The organism is Bacillus cereus group sp. BceL220 (genome assembly GCF_051776965.1).
Lineage (GTDB): Bacteria > Bacillota > Bacilli > Bacillales > Bacillaceae_G > Bacillus_A > Bacillus_A cereus.
The window spans coordinates 133,630-153,038 of record NZ_JBPWBC010000007.1 but is presented as its reverse complement, the minus strand read 5'-3'; the positions used below and the strand labels follow the sequence as shown (position 1 = coordinate 153,038).

Genomic DNA, 19,409 nt, shown 5'->3' with positions numbered 1-19,409 from the left:
AGGAGGAGAATCGATTGAGAAAGATATGGGGGATTCTTTTTCTTTGCTTAACATTCATGTTAGTTGGATGTGGTAAAGAAGAAAAACCACAAGAAGCGTTTGATACATATGTAAAAGCGTGGAATAAACAAAAATTTGCAGATATGTATGATCAACTATCAAAAAATGCAAAAAAAGATATTTCAAAGAAAGAATTTACTGAGAAATATGAAAAAATTTATTCTGGTATCGAAGTGAAAGACTTAAAGGTAGAAACAGGGGAAGTAAAAGAAGATAAAAAAGATGAAGGCCCTGTTCCTTTTAAAGTAAGCATGGATACAGTTGGTGGTAAAATTACTTTTGGCCATGAAGCAAAAATGGTGAAAGAAAAAGATGGAGATAAAGAATCTTGGAAAATAGATTGGACTCCTGATTTTATTTTCCCTGGCATGACGAAAGATAGTAAAGTGCGTATGCAGACAACACAGCCAAAACGTGGTGAAATATACGATCGTAATGGAAAAGGTCTTGCAACAAATGGGAAAGCTTCTGAAATCGGATTGATTCCTGAAAAGTTAGGCGATACTGCTCCGCAAACGAAAGAAACAGTAGCGAAGTTATTAAATATGTCTGTAGAAGAAATTGATCAAAAATTAGCTGCTAAATGGGTAAAACCAGGGTATCTCGTACCAATTGGAATTTTGCCTGAAGGGGCAACGCAAAATACGTACATTGATTTACCAGGTGTTTCAACAAAACCTGTAAATGTTCGTACATATCCGTTAGGGGAAGCGGCAGCTCATCTGACTGGTTATATTGGAAAGGTAAATGCTGAAGATTTAAAAACGCTACAAAAGAAAGGCTATCAAGCTGATGACCCAGTTGGTAAAGCTGGTTTAGAGCAAGTATTAGAGGAAAAGCTACGCGGTAAAAAAGGTGGCCGTGTCTTTGTAGAAGATGCGCAAGGAAAAGAAATTAAAAACTTGGCAAAAACAGATGCTGTTGATGGAGAAAATGTAACTTTAACTATTGATAGTGCTGTTCAAGAAAAAACGTATAATGAAATGAAGGGCGAAGCTGGTTCAAGTGCAGCAATCAATCCGAAAAGTGGAGAAACAATTGCACTAGTAAGTAGTCCAGCATATGATCCTAATTTAATTGCACGAGGAACATCGAAAGCGCAACGCGAAGCTTGGAATAATGATCCGAAAAAACCGATGACGAATCGCTTTACACAATTATCGGTACCAGGTTCTGTATTTAAACCAATTACAGCTGCAATTGGTCTTGAAACGAAAACAATCGATCCAAAAGAAGAGTTGAAAATTGAAGGATTAAAATGGACAAAAGATTCTTCTTGGGGTAATTATTATGTAACGCGTGTGAAAGATGCAAATCCGATTGATTTTGATAAGGCGATGAAATACTCGGATAATATTTACTTCGCACAAGAAGCTTTGAAAATCGGAAAAGACAAGTTTATGAGTGAAGCGAAAAAATTCGGATTCGATGAGAAACTACCAATTGAATATGGATTCCCTGCTTCTAAAATTGCAAATGACGGTATTAAAAATGATATTCAAATGGCAGATACAGGATATGGACAAGGACAAGTATTAATGACTCCTCTTCATTTAGCTTTAACGTATGCGCCAATTGTAAATGATGGAACGATTCCATCACCGTATATTATTAAAACAGATAAACAACCAAAAGCTTGGAAAGAAAATGTAATTTCTAAAGGAAATCAGGATATATTAAAAACTGCTATGACGAAAGTAATTAATGATCCGGATGGTACAGGGAAAATTGCTAAGATTGATGGAATGACTCTTGCTGGAAAAACAGGTACAGCGGAATTAAAAGTATCTAAAGAAGCCGAAGGAAAAGAACTAGGCTGGTTCGCTGTATTTGATTTGAATTCGCCAGATATGGTCATTACAATGATGATTGAAGATGTAAAAGGTAGAGGTGGAAGTAACATTCCAGCTGAAAAAGTAAAACATGTTTTTCAAAAATAATATGTAATAAAAGGCTATCTCTATAATTTATAGAGGTAGCCTTTTTGTATGAGAAGTCTTAATATCTGTATACTAAATTTTAGAGAAACAAAATAAATCATTAACTTACGAAAAAAAAGTAGCTATTTTTTATTGACATTGAATAAAACTTTTTGTATTATACTTACATAAGGTAAGTTATTAACTTTTAAAAAACAAATCTTGAATTGAAGATAAAAAGAAAAAAGGGAGAGAATACAATGACAAAAGTACTATTTATCACAGCAAATCCAAATTCAGCAGAAGGTTCTTTCGGAATGGCAGTAGGGGAAGCTTTCATCGAGGCTTATAAAAACGAGCATCCACAAGACGAAGTTGTAACAATTGATCTATTCAATACTACTGTACCAGCAATCGATGCAGATGTATTTGCTGCTTGGGGTAAATTTGCAGCAGGTGAAGGCTTTGAAACTTTAACGGAAGCTCAACAACAAAAAGTAGCAGCAATGAACACAAACTTAGAAACATTTATGCATGCAGATCGTTATGTATTCGTAACTCCAATGTGGAACTTTAGCTATCCACCAGTAGTAAAAGCATACTTAGATAACGTAGCAATCGCAGGTAAAACATTCAAATATACTGAAAATGGTCCAGTCGGCTTATTAGAAGGTAAAAAAGCACTTCACATTCAAGCAACAGGTGGCGTATATTCTGAAGGAGCATACGCAGCTGTAGACTTCGGACGCAATCATTTAAAAACTGTATTAGGATTTGTCGGTGTAAATGATACTGATTATATTGCAGTTGAGGGTATGAATGCAAACCCTGAAAAAGCACAAGAAATTAAAGAAGCGGCAATTGCTAATGCTCGTGAATTAGCAAAACGTTTCTAATATAGAATGCTTAAAAAGTCCAAACACTTGCTGTTTGGACTTTTTTTCTTCTTTTTCCTTCGTTTGTCTAGTATAATGAAGGTCGGAATGATAATAGGTGGGGGTTCTGTATGATTCAAACGTTTTTTAAAATCTTTTATTTAATTTTAATTGTAATTGCGATTACACCGAGAATGTGGCGTCTTAAAAGACAAGTAAATACGATGGCGCCAAAAGAAAAAGATAATGCTGTGTATAAAACGACAAATTGGTTTGGTAAGAAAATGGTACGTGTAGCTGGAGGGACAGTAGAAGTGAAAGGGCTTGAAAATGTTCCGAAAGACAAGCCGGTACTAGTTGTAAGTAATCACCAAAGTAATATGGATATCCCTGTTTTACTAGGTTACTTAAATAAACCAATTGGATTCGTGTCAAAGGCAGAGATTAAAAAGTTCCCAGTTGTACCAACTTGGATGGAACTTATGAATTGTGTATTTATGGATCGTAGCGATCGTCGTCAATCTCTTAAAGCAATTAAAGATGGAATCGAACTATTAAAGAATGGACATTCTATCGTAATTTTCCCAGAAGGAACGAGAAGTAAAGGTGGCGAAGTTGGAGAGTTTAAGGCTGGTAGTTTCCATCTTGCAGTAAAATCAGGTGTAGCAATTTTACCTGTAACGTTAGATGGTACATATAAGATGTTTGAAGCGAATGGAAATCGTATGAAGTCAGCTCATGCAACAGTAACAATTTCTAAGCCGATTACACCTGAAGAGTATGCGAATATGGATATTAAAGAATTAACGAAGCATACACAGGAAGTTATCGCATCACAATTACATAAGTAATAAAAAAGGTTTCAGCTTATAGTAAGCTGAAACCTTTTTTATTATGCTGTAGGTAAGACATAAAAGAGTACACAGAAGAACATCATCGTACTACCACCTAAAACGAACAGGTGCCATATGGCATGGTTGAAAGGTAGCTTTTCCCAAAGGAAGAATATAGCTCCGACAGAATATAAAATTCCACCTGCTAAAAGTAGTGAAAAACCATGTCCAGTTAGATTTTCATAAAGTGGTTTAATAGCAACGATTATGAGCCAGCCCATAATGATGTAACATAAAGTTGATGCCTTTATAAAGCGACGTACAAAGAAGATTTTGAAGACGATACCTCCGATTGCAAGTGTCCAAATTATAGCAAGCAACGTCCATCCTAATGGGCCACGAAGTGTAATAAGTAGAAAAGGAGTATACGTGCCAGCAATCAATAAGTAAATGGCTGAATGATCTAAAATAGTAAATATTTTTTCTACTTTAGGATGATGAATGCTATGTAGCAATGTTGAAAACAAGTACAGTAAGAACATGCTTACACCATAAACAGTAAATGCGACTACAGCTGATGCGGTACCGTGCTTAGAAGCATGAATAATCAATATGATTAAGGCAGGGATGCTTAAAATGGCACCGATACCATGTGTAATTGCATTTGCAATTTCTTCTTTTACAAATTGGGTCATTCGTGTCATTTTTTCAGTCATAATGCAAATCCTTTCTACTATCATAAAATAATATGTCATTTCCCTTACCATATCATACACAAGAGCAATAGAAAATGAAATTTGTATAATTGATTATATTTTTGAATTTTTTTGACAAAAGGCAATGGATTTGTTGACGTTTTCAAACTTTTTTGACAAAATAAAATTATGTAATAGTAGGACAAGGAAACTACTAATAAAGGGGATGGGGAAATGTTTTCAAATATTGGCTTTCCAGGGTTAATTTTAATTTTAGTAGCAGTACTCATTTTATTTGGACCTAAAAAATTGCCGGAAATCGGGAAGGCTTTAGGGGAAACGTTAAAAGAGTTTAAAAAATCAACGAAAGAATTGACAGATGACGCATTTCAAGAAAAGGAAAAGAAAGAAAAACTGTAATGTATTTTCCTTGTAATGGATAAATAAAGTGTGGTGAACGAGATGGAAGATCGGGAAATGAGCGTAGTAGAACATATTGTTGAGCTTCGAAAAAGAGTAATATATACGGTGTTATCCTTTGTACTATTTTTAATTATTGGATTTACTTTTACAAAGGATATTTATTTTTGGCTTGTAAAAGATTTACCAATGAAATTAACTGTTCTCGGTCCAAGTGATGTATTGTGGATTTTTTTCTCGATTGCTACAGTATTTGCTATCGTTTGTACAATTCCTTTTGCTGCTATACAAATTTGGTTATTTGTAAAACCGGGTTTACATCCAAATGAACAAAAGATGACAATAATGTATATACCGGTATTGTCTATATTATTTATCGCAGGTTTATGTTTTGGATACTTTATTGTAATGCCGTTTCTATTTCACTTTTTAACTACTATAGGTAATGAAATGTTTAATACGATGTTTACGACAGAAAAGTATTTTCATTTTGTACTTAATTTAACAGTTCCATTTGCTGTGATTTTTGAATTGCCAGTCGTTGTAATGTTTTTAACTAGTATTGGAATACTTACGGCGGAATTTTTAATAACAATAAGAAGGTATGCTTACGTAGCGTTGATTATCATTGCATCTTGCATATCACCGCCTGACTTTTTATCTCATAGTTTAGTTGCGGTGCCGCTTATTTGTATTTATGAAGTAAGTATTGCTTTATCAAAGGTTGTTAGTAAGAGAAAAAAGAAAAGAGAAGAAATGCAGTCGAAAAGTGCCTCGTTATAAAGGCACTTTTTTATTTATTTGTTATACTATAGCTATAAACGTATACAATATATAGAAGAAAAAAATTATAGAATCTCCAAAATTTAGACAAACTTTGCGCTTTTATAAGCTTATACTAAATGTATTAAACAATTGATGGGTAATGAGGTTCCCGTCTCAGGGATATTTAGGACGGGAAGATGGATTAGGTGGAGATGAATAGAGTATAAATCTTCTAGCCATAAGGACTACAGAAATCATATAAGTCTGATTTTACTCCACTTTAAACAACGTCTTACAGCGCAAAGTAGAGGAAGTTCAAAAATCCAATGAAAAAGAGGATTGATATTGTGATTACGAAAAGTTTTTATTTCACTCATTCAACAGGGGATTGTATTAAAATATTTGAAATCCCTGTCCTACAGGCACAGCATCCATTATCGTTTCTAATTCAGTCTCGTCTTCAATTATTTATTGCAAAAATTCAAAAACAAAAACATCCAAGATTTTCATATTCTTTCCGTGAATATTTACAAAATTGTTTGAAGTGGAATGATTATTTAAATGTATATAAAACAAATACTCTTGAAAAAAATGCATGATATAGAGTAGAGACAGGGTTAGGAGCTCTGTCTTTTTCATTTTAGATATAAAAATATAATTAATTTGATGAAATTTCGTTCCAAATTGTTGAAAGCAATGGGAATACTAGTATAATAACAAGGAGAGCGTATTGGAAAGGGAAGAATATAATATGCAAAAAATTAAAATTGTAACAGATTCAACAGCAGATTTATCACAAGAGGTAATCGAGAAGTATGACATTCATGTTCTACCATTATCAATCTCTGTAAATGGACAAACATATTTAGATCGCGTTGATCTACAACCAGATGAATTTATTGAAGAAATGCTTAAATCAGAGGAACTACCAAAAACATCACAACCAGCAATGGGTACATTTGTAGAAATGTATGACAAGTTAGGTGAAGATGGAAGCGAAGTACTTTCCATTCATATGACAAGTGGAATGAGTGGTACTGTAGCAACTGCAAATAGTGCTGCATCAATGACCGATACAAAAGTAACAGTTGTTGATTCTCAATTTATTACACATGCTTTAGCATATCAAGTAATTGAAGCTGCAAAAATGGCAAATGAAGGACGCTCACTAGAAGAAATTTTAAAACGTGTAGATGAAGTAAGAAAGAATACTCGTTTATATGTAGTAGTAGATACATTAGAAAACTTAGTGAAGGGTGGACGTATCGGTAAAGGAAAAGCGTTTATCGGTTCGCTACTTAATATAAAGCCAATTGCTAGTCTTGAAGACGGTGTTTATAATCCTGTAACGAAAGTTCGTAGCCAAGGCCAAATTGTAAAAACATTAGCTAAGTTATTTGAGCAAGATACAGCTGGAAAAGTTGTAAAGGCTGTTGCAATTCCGCATGCGAAAGCAATTCCTTTAGCTGAAAGTATGAAAGCGGCGGTTGAAAAAGTGAGTGGGTTTGCTCAATCAGAAATTTTCTATACTACGCCTATAATTAGTACTCATACAGGTCCAGGTGCAATCGGATTTATGTATTTAGCAGAGTAATAAAAAAGCTACTTGAAAATATATTTCAAGTAGCTTTTTTATGTAAATAGAAAGTAAGAAATAAGAAGAGCTATACAGGCACTACCGCTAATGATATAGCGAGTCTGTAAATATTCATTCATAGATAACACCCTTTATCCTGCTATTTGCGGACAGTAAAACTCCCACCTCAAAATTTAGCTGGAGCAAAGAGGTTAGGTGGCGGGCTGTCCGTAAAAGCCCGATTGGTGAAGGTTAATAATCAGTGGGGATAAAGAAACTCCCACTGATTAAAGTTTCATTATAGGATTTTCTATATTATATGTTGGATATAGAAAATCAGTCGTTACGTTACACATGTAAAGTTTCAATTTTTTCATTTACTTGCTTATCATTTGTTGCGTTACTATAAATAAAAGTTTGGCCTAAAAAGAGTACATGCAGTTGTTCCCATGGTAACATGCGCAAATTCCAATTATTTCGAAGTCTAGTTATTGCTTCACGAGGTGTTTCATCGGCGAGTGCAAAAGCTCCGTAATGCATCGGTATAAAATGCGTAGCGTTTAAATCTAAATAAGCTTGCACAGCTTCTTCGGGTGAAACATGAGATACTTTCATAAACCATTCTGGTTCATAAGCGCCAATGGGCATAAGAGCAATATCAATTAAAAAGCGTTCACCGATTTCTTTGAAACCTTGGAAATAGCCACTGTCGCCACAAAAATATATGGTTTCCATAGTCGTTTCATTATCAATAATCCATCCGCCCCAGTGAGACGTATTCATATCAAATAAGAATCTTCTCGTCCAGTGCTGAGCAGGTACGAAGTGAAAAGAAACTTCGTTAATTATCGTACTTTCCCACCATTTATACTCTTCTACATGTTTAAATTTCTTACGAGTAAATAATTTTTTTAATCCGATAGGTACAAGATATAGAACATCATCATTCAACTGACGAAGAGTTGAAAAATCTAAATGATCATAATGACCATGTGAAATAAGGACAATATCAATTTTAGGCAGTGCTTCTATAGAGAGTCCAGGTTCTGTAAGTCTTGTAACTAGCTTTAATTTATTGGCCCATACTGGATCTGTTAATATATTAAGTCCATTCGTTTGGATAAGAAAAGTAGAATGCCCAATCCATGTGACAGTCGTTTTTTTTACATTACTTTGCAAAAATGCACTTTGTTTAACGGGTGATTGTTCTACTAAGAAAGAAAAATCTTTTTTGTTTTGCTTTCGTTCTTTACGCCAGCGTAAAAAAGAGCGAATTGATTTTTTTGTACTAACATTATCCATATTTTCATAGCGCTTTGCCATGAACATCACCTCATTTACAATCGTTGTATTTGTATTGTACCGAAATGTTGTTAAGGAATACAGTGTAAAACATGGATTAATGTTTAAGGAATTGTTAAAAAATAGGGAGAGGTATTTACAAAAGTAACAATAAAATTAGTTTTATCAATTCTATTTATAGAAATAATAGTAAAAAATATATTTTGTCTAGTAATTCGCTTGAAATAAAGAAGTAACATACGTAAATTCGTACGATTTCGTGAACAAATGTAGTAAACAATTTTCTCGTAGTGTTAACTTTTGTTATTATAAACATAACCTATTTAAATTTAGGATAGAGAAAAGAGGTTTATAAATGAAGTGTTATCAAAAAATAATTGGTCTTATGGTTGTATTTTGTCTCTTTGTACTTGCTGGATGTAGTGAATCAGGTTCAAAGCTTCGTAAACCATTAAATTGGGATTTAGAAACTTTCCAATTTACAAATCAAGATGGAAAGCAATTTGGTACAAAAGATTTAAAAGGGAAAGTTTGGGTTGCAGATTTTATGTTCACAAATTGTCAAACAGTTTGTCCACCAATGACTGCAAATATGGCCAAGCTGCAAAAGATGGCAAAAGAAGAGAAGATAGACGTTCAGTTTGTTTCATTTAGTGTAGATCCAGACCTTGATAAGCCGGAAAATCTGAAAGCTTTTATTCAAAAGTTTACAGAGGATACTAGTAACTGGAATTTATTAACGGGATATTCGTTAGAAGATATTACGAAGTTTTCAAAAGATAATTTCCAATCACTTGTAGATAAGCCGGAGAATGGTCAGGTCATGCATGGTACATCATTTTATTTAATTGATCAAAACGGAAAAGTAATGAAAAAGTATAGTGGAATTAGTAATACGCCATATGAAGACATTATACGTGATATGAAGCGATTAGTGGATTAAAAATAAGGGTGCTATGCACCCTTATTTTTTTTTGCATTAGTCTATGGATAAAATGTCATGTTGTTGGGGAAGTTTCGGCGCCCGAATTTCTAATACGCCGTTTTGATAAGAAGCTTTTGCTGCTTTTTTATTAATTGAATACGGCAACTTAATCAATCTTGATGCTTCTGAAATGGAACGTTCCCGGCGATAATAGTTATGGGATGTTTCTTCTTCTTCGAGTATCTCTTCTTTTACAGAGACTTTTAAGTATTCACTTTGTATTTCAATTTGAATTTGCTCTTTTTGTATACCTGGTAGTTCAGCTGTAACAACGAGTTCTTCACCAACTTCATATAAATCTACAGGGAATGTTAATAAACGGTTTCCTTTTTGGAAAAAATGATTTAAATCAGCGATTACATTGCGAAGAGGTGTTTGCTCGAAGAAATCATCAATTTGCTTTAAGTAATTACGAACCGGTGGGCGAGAAGAATCTTTTTTTTCTTCACTCATGGTATTCCCTCCTAGAAATCAATTTGCAATATCATATGACAAAAGCGGAGAAAGGTGAGTGCCTAGTTTTCATGTTTTCATAAAAAATTGTTAAAAATGTGAAATGGAGTGATTTTTTTATAGTTTTTGGTCGCCATATTCAGTTGATTATGCTAGTATAAATAGGGTTGATATAGTAGTATAGAAACAGAATGAAAACCGAAAGAGGGTAAGAAGTATGTGTGGTTTTGTAGGATGTTTATGTGAAAACCCTAGAGAGTTTTCAGAAACAGAAAAACATCAATTTGAAAATATGAACACGATGATTTTCCACCGTGGTCCAGATGACGAAGGATATTTTCGTGATGAACATGTACAATTTGGCTTCCGCCGTTTAAGTATCATTGACTTAGAGGCAGGACATCAGCCGCTAACTTATGAAAATGATCGATATGTAATTATTTTTAATGGTGAAATTTACAACTATGTAGAATTACGTGAAATGTTACTTGAAAAAGGTGCAACGTTTGCAACACAATCTGATACAGAAGTTATCATTGCATTGTATGCACATATGAAAGAAAAATGTGTAGACTATCTTCGTGGTATGTTTGCATTTATGATTTGGGATCGTGAAGAGAAGAAACTTTTCGGTGCACGTGACCACTTCGGTATTAAACCTTTATACGTCGCACAACAAGGTGATACTACATTCTTCGCATCTGAGAAGAAAAGTATTATGCATGTGATGGAAGATAAAGGAGTTAATCCAACGTCACTACAACATTACTTTACGTACCAATATGGTCCAGAGCCAGAAACATTAACAATTGATGTTAATAAAATTGAGCCTGGTCATTATTTCGTAAAAGAAATCGGTAAAGAGATGGAGATCCATCGCTACTGGAAACCTTATTTCAATGCTTCAAGCGCAACGAAAGAGGAGCATATCCAAGCAATTCGTGATGTGTTATACGATTCAGTAAAAGTGCATATGCGCAGTGATGTACCAGTAGGTTCATTCTTATCTGGTGGTATCGATTCATCTATTATCGCTTCTATCGCAAGAGAAATGAATCCAAATCTTTTAACATTCTCTATTGGTTTTGAACAACGTGGTTTCAGTGAAGTTGATGTTGCCAAAGAAACTGCTGAGAAATTAGGCGTTAAAAACCATAACGTATTCATTTCAGCGAAAGAGTTTATGGATGAGTTCCCAAAAATCATTTGGCATATGGATGATCCTTTAGCAGATCCAGCAGCTGTACCATTGTACTTCGTTGCAAAAGAAGCACGTAAGCATGTAACAGTTGTTCTTTCAGGTGAAGGTGCAGACGAGCTATTTGGTGGTTATAACATTTATCGTGAGCCAAACTCACTAAAAATGTTCTCTTACATTCCTAGCCCAGGTAAGAGCGTTCTAAAAGCATTAAGTGGTGCTCTTAAAGAAGGATTTAAAGGTAAGAGCTTCCTAGAGCGTGGATGTACGCCAATTGAAGAGCGTTACTATGGAAACGCGAAAATCTTCCGTGAAGAAGAGAAAGTTGAATTAATGAAGTATTACAATGAAAGTGTTAACTATATGGATATCACGAAACCATTGTATAACGAGATTAAAGATTATGATGATGTAAGCAAAATGCAGTACATTGACATGTTCACATGGTTACGTGGTGACATTTTATTAAAAGCTGATAAAATGACAATGGCAAACTCATTAGAACTTCGTGTACCGTTCTTAGATAAAGAAGTATTCGATGTTGCATCTAAAATTCCAACTGAATTTAAGATTGCTAACGGAACTACGAAAGCTATTTTACGTGAAGCAGCACGCGGAATCGTTCCAGATCACGTATTAGATCGTAAAAAACTTGGATTCCCAGTACCAATTCGTCACTGGTTAAAAGACGAAATGCATGATTGGGCTATCAATATTATAAACGAGAGTAAAACAGAGCATTTAATCGACAAACAGTATGTATTAAACTTACTGGAAGCACATTGTGCAGATAAAGGCGATTATAGCCGTAAAATTTGGACTGTCCTTGCGTTTATGGTATGGCACCAAATTTATGTTGAGCATAAATACGATACGAATAAGTTCCATGAAGAAACAAAACGTGCGTATAGCTTAGTTTAATTAGAAAAACCTTAAGATCGCATACGGTCTTAAGGTTTTTTTCATAAATAGGAAGTATTATTGATACAATAATAGTAAAAGGATGGACGACATATGATTACGTTTGAGAAAGTTACTGTAGAAAATGAAAGCGTTGTTAAAGAAATGTTTAAATCGCATAGTTTAGGTGAGAAAAAGGTACAGTACTGTGTGAAAGTTGATGATACATATATTGGTGTAATAGATTATAGTGTTCAAGAGGAACGAGCTGTTTTATCACAGCTAATTATTCATTTTGATTACCAAGGTTACGGTTATGGTGCAAATACGTATTTTACATTTGAAGAAATGATGAAACAAAGAAATGTGAAAGAAATAAAAGTGCTACAAGAGGAATTAACAGAAAAGGCGAAGTCTTTCATAGAGAGTTTTGGTTTTACTTCAGAAGATGAAGAGTATGTAAAAAAAATATAACGATGATTACTTATGCGATAAAATAAATATAAGGCAGGTGGATGTATGACGATGACTTCTGGTCTTGTATTAATTGGAGGGTGCTTTATAGTAGCAGAATTATGTCATATACTCATTCGGAAAAGAATGAGTAAGAAAAAAAAGCCGTATGAATTACAATACGTCCCTGTCTTTTTCATTATGTTTTGTATGCTTAGTACATTACAAAATCTAATGAACTTTCCACCACTTGTGAATGTTTTTTTAAAGTTCGGTTTACTTTATAGTGGTGCTGGAATAATACTTTTATTTATTTTATTTTGCATACGTTATGCTCACTATCAATCGTATATATTTATTTTAAATTGGTTAAAGCAAGATGATAGAAAACGCCTTACATAAGGCGTTTTTTTATTTGTAATTGTAACAGAACTTGTACATTTCACATAAAATAGGACGAGTAGCAATGCAAACATATTACAAGAAAGGGGCGGGGCAATAAAATGAAACTTGTTATAGACGCAGGGCACGGTGGATATGATTCTGGTGCTGTTGGTAATGGTTTAGTAGAAAAAAACTTAACACTTCAAATTGCTAGACGCGTTCGAGACATTTTAACGGTAAATTACCCAATTACAATTAAAATGACACGTGATAGTGATGTGTTTATTTCTTTATCGGAACGTGCTAATATTGCCAATGCTTTTGGTGCGGATTATTTTATTTCATTTCATATTAATAGCGGCGGGGGTACAGGTTTTGAAAGCTATATTTATAATGCGTTATCCAACAGCAGCACTGCATATGCAAAGCAACAAAAGATGCATACAGCAGTAAATCCTGTATTAACAAAATACGGTCTTCGTGATCGAGGAGCAAAAAAAGAAAATTATGCGGTATTAAGAGAAACCGCAATGGATGCAATTTTAACTGAGACTGCCTTTATTGATACAACGTTTGATGCAAATTTATTAAAAAATCCACAATTTATTGAAGATCTAAGTCAAGCGTATGCGAATGGAATAGCGGCTATTTTTGGAGTAGCTCCAAATCCACAACCTCCTAACCCACAACCGACACCTCAAACGAAGGGAATCGCTTATATCCTTGGGAAAAATGTAAATTTAAGAAATGGTCCATCAACTTCTTCCTCAGTTATTCGTCAATTAAATTCTCCAGAATCTTACGTTGTATATCAGGAAAGTAACGGATGGTTAGATTTGGGGAATGAACAATGGGTGTATAATGATCCTTCTTACATTAATTTTGTAAAGACAAGTAATAGTGATGGAAGTCCGATTGGGGTTGCATATATACAAGGGATGAATGTAAATTTAAGAAGTGGTCCATCAACTACATCTGCAGTTATCCGCCAATTAAATTCTCCAGAATCTTATTTAGTATATATAAATGAAAATGGTTGGTTAAACCTTGGTGGAAATCAGTGGGTATATAATGATCCATCGTATATTAAGTATACTCAATATTAGCAATTAAAATGATAATGCAATATGGATGCGTATCTTTGTTATGTATAACAAAGATACGCATTTTAATAACAACATTTATTTTCATACTTATGCACTATGTTTTAAAAAGAAACATTAGAAAAGCGGATAGAATCTAAACAGTATATATTAAAAAAGTTTTCTGATATACATTGACAATGTATGTAGGATACATTAATCTTTAATTGTTAATGATAATCGATTTCATCTAGGGAGGACATATGATACATACTAAAAAACTAATTATGTTCTGCATTATGATACTCATCGTTGTAATTGCAGGATGTAGTAAAGAAGAGAAAAAGGAAAATGATATATCAGCGAAAGCAAAAGATTCATATACGGTAAAGCATGCAATGGGCGAAACGACAGTAAATGGTACACCTAAAAAAGTTGTTGTTTTAACAAATGAAGGTGCAGAGGCTCTTCTAGCTGTGGGCGTAACGCCAGTGGGGACTACGAAACCACGTGCTGGTGATGAATGGTATCCTCATGTAGCGAAAGAGTTAAAAAATACGGAAGTTGTAGGAACTGAACGTGATATTAATTTAGAAGCAGTAATGAAGCTTAAGCCAGATTTAATTATCGGAAATAAAATGCGTCACGAAAAAATATATAATCAGCTAAAAGAAATCGCACCAACTGTTTATGCAGAAACATTACGCGGTGATTGGAAAGAAAACTTTACGCTTTATACAAAAGCTGTAAATAAAGAAAAAGAAGGGCAAAAAGCTCTTGATGATTATAAAAAACGTATTGAAGGAATGAAAGAGAAGTTAGGCGATAAATTGAATTCTAAAGTTTCTATTATTCGTTTCGTGCCAGGTGATGTTCGTATTTATCAAAAAAACTCATTCTCGGGAGTTGTTTTAAATGATATTGGATTTAAACGACCACCATTACAAGATAAAGATGATTTTGCGATAAAAGGAATTACAAAAGAGCAAATTCCAAATATGGACGGAGACTACTTATTCTATTTCACGTCTGATAAAGATGCAGATAAGAATAATGAAGGAAATTCGTTAGCAAAGGAATGGACAGAAGATCCACTCTTTAAGCAACTACAGGCTTCTAAAAATAATAAAGTATTCCAAGTAGATGAGGTAATCTGGAATACAGCAGGCGGTATTAAAGCTGCGAACCTTATGTTAGATGATATTGAAAAATATTTCCTTAAATAAATGATAAAATACATCACTTTTACGAAGTGATGTATTTTTTTGTGAAAATACAGAAAATTCCTTCTTTCGAGGTGACATAAGTTGTACAATAAAATCAATCATGTGATAAAGGAGTGGGGAAGAATGAAAGCTACTCATAAAGATTGGATCTTGTTTAATGGGAGAATGATTAATACGAAGGAAGAACAGCCGATGGTCGCATTAGAAGAGCGCGGTTTCCAATTTGGTGATGGTATTTATGAAGTATTTAGACTATACGATGGCAAGCCTCATTTATTAGATTTACATTTAGAACGATTCTTTAACTCTATGGCAGAAATAAAACTAATTCCACCATTTACGAAGGAAGAATTAGTAGAAGAGTTATATCAAATGATTGAAAAAAATCAATTTCAAGAAGATGGGAATGTATATTTACAAATATCAAGAGGTGCACAACCGCGCAATCATGTATATGAATCAGATTTACAACCGACATATTTTGCAAATCTTGTTTCGTTCCCAAGACCAGTTGCTTCAATGGAGGCAGGGATTAAGGTAACAGTAGAAGAGGACATCAGGTGGAAGTTTTGCCATATAAAATCTTTAAATTTGCTTCCTAATATTATGATCAAAAACAAAATAAATGAACAAGGATATCAAGAAGCAATATTAGTACGGGATGGCATTGTGACTGAAGGGTGTCATTCCAATTTCTTTATTGTGAAAAATAATAAGTTAATTACACATCCAGCGGATCATTTCATTTTACATGGTATTACACGTCACTACGTGATTACATTAGCGACAGAGTTACATATCGAAGTAGAAGAACGAGAGTTTTCATTACAAGAAGTATATGAAGCTGATGAGTGCTTCTTTACAGCGACGCCACTTGAAATATTCCCAGTCGTTCAAATTGGTGATGAACAGTTTGGAGCTGGTGAAAGAGGACCAATTACGAAAAAATTACAAGCTGCATATGAAGAGAGTATTCGTTTGTTTAAAGTGACAAATTAATCATGAAGAAAAAAGCTGGTATTCTTCCGGCTTTTTTTCATGATATAATTCAAGCATAGGACAAGTTTTGAAAACGCTGTAAAAAGGGGATTTAATATATGAATTATGAAGATTTTAAAGAAGTAATTCACGGAAGACGAAGTGTTAGAAAGTTTAAAGATCAAGAAGTATCTACTAATGATATAAAAGAAATAATTGATTGTGCGCGTTACGCACCGAGTGATACGAATTCACAAACGTGGGAATTCTTAGTTATCATGAATCGAGAGAAGATTAAAGAAATTGAACAAATGACATGGGATGCATTACATAAACTTGCGGCAAAAGCAGCAGAAAATGGAGAAGAGAAAGCAGGGAAATTACTTACACGTTCTTTCGGACCATATGCAACAGCTTTCTCGGAGGCACCAGTATTAATCGTATGTTTGGCAACACCATATGAATCAAAGTTCCGTGAAAAGATATTTGATCCAATTGCTTTTGTTCCAGATTCAGTTTGGGAAGAAGAAGGGATTAAGAGTAGCTGTTTAGCGGCACAAAACTTAATGTTAGCTGCACATGCAAAGGGACTTGGTACTTGTCCAATGACAGGGCCAGTATTGCTAGCTCAAGATGAACTGCGCCAATATTTACAAATTGAGCCTGAAAAACAAATAAATATGGTTATTTCACTAGGATTTCCGAAAGATAAGCCAAAAAAACTTCCAAGAAAAGAAGTAGAAGAAATCACAACATTTGTTTTTTAAAGTGCTACATAGAAAAGACATTGGACATATCAATGTCTTTTTATTTTTGAGGGGGTATTATATCGATTTGTTGGGCTAAAATGATAAATAAGAAGGAATTACTATTTATTTCATAAAAAAAATTAATGTTCTATTAAGGAAAGTATGATACATTAATCGTGAGCAAGCTTCTATATGTTCATAAAAGTTTTAAAAGTTGTCTTAAAATTTAAAAGTTATTTTTGTATAATAAATTATAATCAAATGACAGGGGGGATGAATTTTGAAAAAATTCATAATCACTGGATTGTCTGTATTGTTATTAGTAGGTTGCGGTGCTCCACAGGAAAAAGAGGACGCGCAATCAAAACAGGAAGAACAAGTTGTAAACGCAAGTGATGAGAATATGGTTGTATTTCCTGAAGGTGCAATGTCAATTGGAGAAGGGAAAGTAAAAGTCATTACTCCAGATGGTACTTCTGAAAATGGCAATATACCGACTGTATTCATTAAAAAGGATACTTTAATTCAGCAAGTTGAATTAGAACTTTCTAATTTTCAAAGTGATAAAGAAACCTTCATATTTGTAGATCAAATGTATACAGATAGACATCAAGTAACTAGTACAACGCAGACAACAGTACAATTAAAAGAAAAGACGCTTGAAACAGGTAGTCATACGATTACTGCAGTTCAGTATGAAAACAATGACCCGAAAGGAAAGGTTATTAGTTTTAATCAAGCAACATTTGAGACAAAGCCTGCGTCTTAATAAGAATAAAAAGTACATTACTCAAAAAAGTAGTGTGCTTTTTTATTTGGACTAGAGTGTGCAAGAGTGAATAACTTGTTTCGTTTTCTAATACGATTAAATAGGAAGAAATCACTTGCTACTACTATGACAGAGAAAGAGGTTGAAGATGTGAATCGGTGTATTCGTATCGTCTTGATTAGTATAATGATGGCAGTAATTTGGTTTACGATACAAGAGGTGATTCAAATTACGTTTAATTACCAAATTCATGACTTAGTAATAGGAGCTAGTTGTTTTACCATTGTGTATCTATTATATCCCGCATTAATGGGCAGTAAGACCTCGCCTTAAAAATCGGTATATGTGAGGAGATTAGGTGGGAGATCAACTGTCCGATTGGTTTAACTAATAATCATTGGAGATGAACAAACTCTCCAATGATTAAAGTTTCACTTTATGATAAACTCGAATTAAGGTGAGTTTTACAAGAAAAATGTAGGTATTTCATTTGAAATGTCGAATAGTACATACGATGTCGTAATAACAAATTTTCTATTGTTTACTGTGAAACAGAAGAAGGAGAGATAGTAGTTATGAAACGAGCTCTTATTAATATTGATTATACATATGATTTTGTAGCGGAAAAAGGTGCTTTAACTTGCGGAAAACCAGGTCAAGAAATTGAGAAGGAAATTGTACATATAACGACGCAATATATTGAAAATGGAGATTACGTTGTCTTTGCGATTGATAAACATGAAAAAAATGATGTATATCATCCAGAATCAAAATTATTCCCACCCCATAATATAGCTGGTACAAGTGGAAGAGATTTGTTTGGGGAATTACAAGATGTATACGAAACATATAAAAATGCTGAAAATGTATATTACATGGATAAAACACGATATAGTGCATTTGCAGGAACCGACTTAGAAATGAAGTTAAGAGAAAGAGGAATAGAAGAAGTTCATCTTGTAGGTGTTTGTACTGATATTTGTGTTCTTCACACAGCAGTAGACGCTTATAATAAAGGATTTAAAATTGTTGTTTATGAAAAGGCAGTTGCATCTTTTAATGCGCAAGGGCATGAATTTGCACTTGGACATTTTAAATCTTGTTTACATGCAGAAGTGAAATAAAAGAGGCCTTTAAAAAGGTCTCTTTTTTGCGTTTAAACTGAGACGACATTTTGTTCAATTAATTTTTTTATGAATGGGCTAATATTTTGTGGTAGCTCATTTAAATTAAAAAATTGTACATGTAATGATTCGACTCCATCAGCTTTTAGCAAGCCACCTGTAATATCTTTGCAAAGGTAAGCAATTGTTATAGGGTAAAATTCATCTCCGTTCGTTAATTTCACAAAAAATTATTTACCTGAAAATACAGTTGCTAGCTGAAGTGTACCAATTTCGATTCCGGTTTCTTCAAGTACTTCTCGTTTTCCAGCTGCTTCTATAGATTCACCAAGTTCTACAAAACCTCCTGGAACGCCCCACATGCCATTTCGCCTTTGTTGTAGTAGTATTTGTCCTTGTTCATTGAAAACAGCTACCGCAACGCCTGCTAAATTAAGCGGTCTTGATCCAACAACGTCTCTTAGTTCTTCAATATATCCCATTGCTTGCAACCTCCGTGAGTAATAATATTTTCAAATGAACTATTCGATATTATGTAAATGTTTTCCTTTTATTTGGATGGGTAGTGTAGTCTTAAAGTAAAGTCATAAAAAAATTCAATTGTCAGCTCCCTTTAGGTTATGAAAAAGGGTATATTTATAGAAGAATGTCTAATGAATTTTA

General features: G+C 33.8%; 21 protein-coding genes and 1 pseudogene. 18 read left to right on the top strand and 4 right to left on the bottom strand.

Annotated features, from left to right (window positions below; translation table 11 throughout):
* Nucleotides 1-14 precede the first annotated feature (14 nt).
* From pbpC to ACS2FK_RS19355, 3 genes are all read left to right on the top strand, one after another.
* Nucleotides 15-2,000: a penicillin-binding protein 3 gene (pbpC, locus tag ACS2FK_RS19365; protein ID WP_063547153.1), complete on the top strand. Its 1,986-nt coding sequence runs from the start codon at nucleotides 15-17 to the stop codon at nucleotides 1,998-2,000.
* A gap of 239 nt (nucleotides 2,001-2,239) precedes the next feature.
* A complete protein-coding gene (locus tag ACS2FK_RS19360) occupies nucleotides 2,240-2,875 on the top strand; it encodes an FMN-dependent NADH-azoreductase (protein WP_000170028.1) in 636 nt (211 codons plus the stop codon).
* A 110-nt stretch (nucleotides 2,876-2,985) separates the two neighbouring features.
* Nucleotides 2,986-3,705 (top strand): lysophospholipid acyltransferase family protein, encoded by a 720-nt coding sequence (locus tag ACS2FK_RS19355; RefSeq protein ID WP_000616582.1) that lies wholly within the window; start codon nucleotides 2,986-2,988, stop codon nucleotides 3,703-3,705.
* Between the two features lie 41 nt (nucleotides 3,706-3,746).
* Here the strand turns inward: ACS2FK_RS19355 and trhA are convergent, their stop codons facing one another.
* Nucleotides 3,747-4,403, bottom strand: coding sequence for a PAQR family membrane homeostasis protein TrhA (trhA, locus tag ACS2FK_RS19350; protein ID WP_000136890.1), 657 nt, complete (start codon nucleotides 4,401-4,403; stop codon nucleotides 3,747-3,749).
* 213 nt (nucleotides 4,404-4,616) lie between these two features.
* Between trhA and ACS2FK_RS19345 the strand changes: the two genes are divergently transcribed.
* The 4 genes from ACS2FK_RS19345 to ACS2FK_RS19330 all read left to right on the top strand — a co-directional run bounded on the left by ACS2FK_RS19345 (nucleotide 4,617) and on the right by ACS2FK_RS19330 (nucleotide 7,161).
* Nucleotides 4,617-4,802, top strand: coding sequence for a twin-arginine translocase TatA/TatE family subunit (locus ACS2FK_RS19345; protein WP_000492442.1), 186 nt, complete (start codon nucleotides 4,617-4,619; stop codon nucleotides 4,800-4,802).
* 42 nt (nucleotides 4,803-4,844) lie between these two features.
* Complete coding sequence (gene tatC / locus ACS2FK_RS19340) at nucleotides 4,845-5,585, top strand: twin-arginine translocase subunit TatC (protein WP_023521829.1); 741 nt, start codon at nucleotides 4,845-4,847, stop codon at nucleotides 5,583-5,585.
* Between the two features lie 329 nt (nucleotides 5,586-5,914).
* On the top strand, nucleotides 5,915-6,166 hold the full coding sequence (locus ACS2FK_RS19335; RefSeq protein ID WP_000629012.1) for a DUF2535 family protein: 252 nt from the start codon (nucleotides 5,915-5,917) through the stop codon (nucleotides 6,164-6,166).
* Between the two features lie 152 nt (nucleotides 6,167-6,318).
* A complete protein-coding gene (locus tag ACS2FK_RS19330) occupies nucleotides 6,319-7,161 on the top strand; it encodes a DegV family protein (RefSeq protein ID WP_021036079.1) in 843 nt (280 codons plus the stop codon).
* A gap of 330 nt (nucleotides 7,162-7,491) precedes the next feature.
* Here ACS2FK_RS19330 and ACS2FK_RS19325 read toward each other — a convergent pair whose 3' ends face one another.
* On the bottom strand, nucleotides 7,492-8,466 hold the full coding sequence (locus tag ACS2FK_RS19325) for an MBL fold metallo-hydrolase (RefSeq protein WP_001129640.1): 975 nt from the start codon (nucleotides 8,464-8,466) through the stop codon (nucleotides 7,492-7,494).
* Between the two features lie 334 nt (nucleotides 8,467-8,800).
* Here ACS2FK_RS19325 and ACS2FK_RS19320 point away from each other — a divergent pair, with 334 nt between their 5' ends.
* The gene (locus ACS2FK_RS19320) at nucleotides 8,801-9,388 is read left to right on the top strand and encodes an SCO family protein (protein ID WP_063547154.1); all 588 of its coding nucleotides are present in this window, start codon (nucleotides 8,801-8,803) and stop codon (nucleotides 9,386-9,388) included.
* A 36-nt stretch (nucleotides 9,389-9,424) separates the two neighbouring features.
* On the opposite strand, the gene ACS2FK_RS19315 is transcribed toward ACS2FK_RS19320, so the two are convergent.
* Entirely contained in the window at nucleotides 9,425-9,883 is a 459-nt protein-coding gene (locus tag ACS2FK_RS19315; protein ID WP_023521831.1) for an Hsp20/alpha crystallin family protein, read from the bottom strand.
* 217 nt (nucleotides 9,884-10,100) lie between these two features.
* Between ACS2FK_RS19315 and asnB the strand changes: the two genes are divergently transcribed.
* From asnB to ACS2FK_RS19265, 10 genes are all read left to right on the top strand, one after another.
* Nucleotides 10,101-12,002 carry an asparagine synthase (glutamine-hydrolyzing) gene (gene asnB, locus ACS2FK_RS19310; protein ID WP_000333826.1) on the top strand — a complete coding sequence of 634 codons (1,902 nt, stop codon included), beginning with the start codon at nucleotides 10,101-10,103 and terminating at the stop codon, nucleotides 12,000-12,002.
* Nucleotides 12,003-12,095: 93 nt separating this feature from the next.
* Nucleotides 12,096-12,455 (top strand): GNAT family N-acetyltransferase, encoded by a 360-nt coding sequence (locus ACS2FK_RS19305; protein ID WP_000627519.1) that lies wholly within the window; start codon nucleotides 12,096-12,098, stop codon nucleotides 12,453-12,455.
* 51 nt (nucleotides 12,456-12,506) lie between these two features.
* Nucleotides 12,507-12,836, top strand: coding sequence for a hypothetical protein (locus ACS2FK_RS19300; RefSeq protein WP_043924652.1), 330 nt, complete (start codon nucleotides 12,507-12,509; stop codon nucleotides 12,834-12,836).
* A gap of 101 nt (nucleotides 12,837-12,937) precedes the next feature.
* A complete protein-coding gene (locus ACS2FK_RS19295; RefSeq protein ID WP_063547155.1) occupies nucleotides 12,938-13,924 on the top strand; it encodes an N-acetylmuramoyl-L-alanine amidase in 987 nt (328 codons plus the stop codon).
* Nucleotides 13,925-14,163: 239 nt separating this feature from the next.
* Nucleotides 14,164-15,126 carry an ABC transporter substrate-binding protein gene (locus ACS2FK_RS19290; protein WP_063547156.1) on the top strand — a complete coding sequence of 321 codons (963 nt, stop codon included), beginning with the start codon at nucleotides 14,164-14,166 and terminating at the stop codon, nucleotides 15,124-15,126.
* Nucleotides 15,127-15,249: 123 nt separating this feature from the next.
* Entirely contained in the window at nucleotides 15,250-16,125 is an 876-nt protein-coding gene (gene dat / locus ACS2FK_RS19285) for a D-amino-acid transaminase (RefSeq protein ID WP_023521836.1), read from the top strand.
* A gap of 98 nt (nucleotides 16,126-16,223) precedes the next feature.
* Nucleotides 16,224-16,871, top strand: a complete 648-nt coding sequence (locus ACS2FK_RS19280; protein ID WP_001105280.1) for a nitroreductase family protein — start codon at nucleotides 16,224-16,226, stop codon at nucleotides 16,869-16,871.
* A gap of 262 nt (nucleotides 16,872-17,133) precedes the next feature.
* Nucleotides 17,134-17,622, top strand: a complete 489-nt coding sequence (locus ACS2FK_RS19275; protein ID WP_000713495.1) for a hypothetical protein — start codon at nucleotides 17,134-17,136, stop codon at nucleotides 17,620-17,622.
* A 126-nt stretch (nucleotides 17,623-17,748) separates the two neighbouring features.
* The gene (locus tag ACS2FK_RS19270; RefSeq protein WP_015406474.1) at nucleotides 17,749-17,955 is read left to right on the top strand and encodes a hypothetical protein; all 207 of its coding nucleotides are present in this window, start codon (nucleotides 17,749-17,751) and stop codon (nucleotides 17,953-17,955) included.
* A gap of 242 nt (nucleotides 17,956-18,197) precedes the next feature.
* Nucleotides 18,198-18,746, top strand: coding sequence for a cysteine hydrolase family protein (locus tag ACS2FK_RS19265; RefSeq protein ID WP_000816771.1), 549 nt, complete (start codon nucleotides 18,198-18,200; stop codon nucleotides 18,744-18,746).
* 32 nt (nucleotides 18,747-18,778) lie between these two features.
* Here the strand turns inward: ACS2FK_RS19265 and ACS2FK_RS19260 are convergent.
* Nucleotides 18,779-19,228 (bottom strand): annotated as a pseudogene (locus tag ACS2FK_RS19260) (NUDIX hydrolase).
* Between the last annotated feature and the right edge of the window lie 181 nt (nucleotides 19,229-19,409).

Coding starts and splice junctions, on each gene's coding strand:
- ACS2FK_RS19360 (WP_000170028.1), top strand. CDS start 2,240: ATGACAAAAGTACTATTTATCACAGCAAATCCAAATTCAGCAGAAGGT.
- ACS2FK_RS19355 (WP_000616582.1), top strand. CDS start 2,986: ATGATTCAAACGTTTTTTAAAATCTTTTATTTAATTTTAATTGTAATT.
- trhA (WP_000136890.1), bottom strand. CDS start 4,403: ATGACTGAAAAAATGACACGAATGACCCAATTTGTAAAAGAAGAAATT.
- ACS2FK_RS19345 (WP_000492442.1), top strand. CDS start 4,617: ATGTTTTCAAATATTGGCTTTCCAGGGTTAATTTTAATTTTAGTAGCA.
- tatC (WP_023521829.1), top strand. CDS start 4,845: ATGGAAGATCGGGAAATGAGCGTAGTAGAACATATTGTTGAGCTTCGA.
- ACS2FK_RS19330 (WP_021036079.1), top strand. CDS start 6,319: ATGCAAAAAATTAAAATTGTAACAGATTCAACAGCAGATTTATCACAA.
- ACS2FK_RS19325 (WP_001129640.1), bottom strand. CDS start 8,466: ATGGCAAAGCGCTATGAAAATATGGATAATGTTAGTACAAAAAAATCA.
- ACS2FK_RS19320 (WP_063547154.1), top strand. CDS start 8,801: ATGAAGTGTTATCAAAAAATAATTGGTCTTATGGTTGTATTTTGTCTC.
- ACS2FK_RS19315 (WP_023521831.1), bottom strand. CDS start 9,883: ATGAGTGAAGAAAAAAAAGATTCTTCTCGCCCACCGGTTCGTAATTAC.
- asnB (WP_000333826.1), top strand. CDS start 10,101: ATGTGTGGTTTTGTAGGATGTTTATGTGAAAACCCTAGAGAGTTTTCA.
- ACS2FK_RS19305 (WP_000627519.1), top strand. CDS start 12,096: ATGATTACGTTTGAGAAAGTTACTGTAGAAAATGAAAGCGTTGTTAAA.
- ACS2FK_RS19300 (WP_043924652.1), top strand. CDS start 12,507: ATGACTTCTGGTCTTGTATTAATTGGAGGGTGCTTTATAGTAGCAGAA.
- ACS2FK_RS19295 (WP_063547155.1), top strand. CDS start 12,938: ATGAAACTTGTTATAGACGCAGGGCACGGTGGATATGATTCTGGTGCT.
- ACS2FK_RS19290 (WP_063547156.1), top strand. CDS start 14,164: ATGATACATACTAAAAAACTAATTATGTTCTGCATTATGATACTCATC.
- dat (WP_023521836.1), top strand. CDS start 15,250: ATGAAAGCTACTCATAAAGATTGGATCTTGTTTAATGGGAGAATGATT.
- ACS2FK_RS19280 (WP_001105280.1), top strand. CDS start 16,224: ATGAATTATGAAGATTTTAAAGAAGTAATTCACGGAAGACGAAGTGTT.
- ACS2FK_RS19270 (WP_015406474.1), top strand. CDS start 17,749: ATGACAGAGAAAGAGGTTGAAGATGTGAATCGGTGTATTCGTATCGTC.
- ACS2FK_RS19265 (WP_000816771.1), top strand. CDS start 18,198: ATGAAACGAGCTCTTATTAATATTGATTATACATATGATTTTGTAGCG.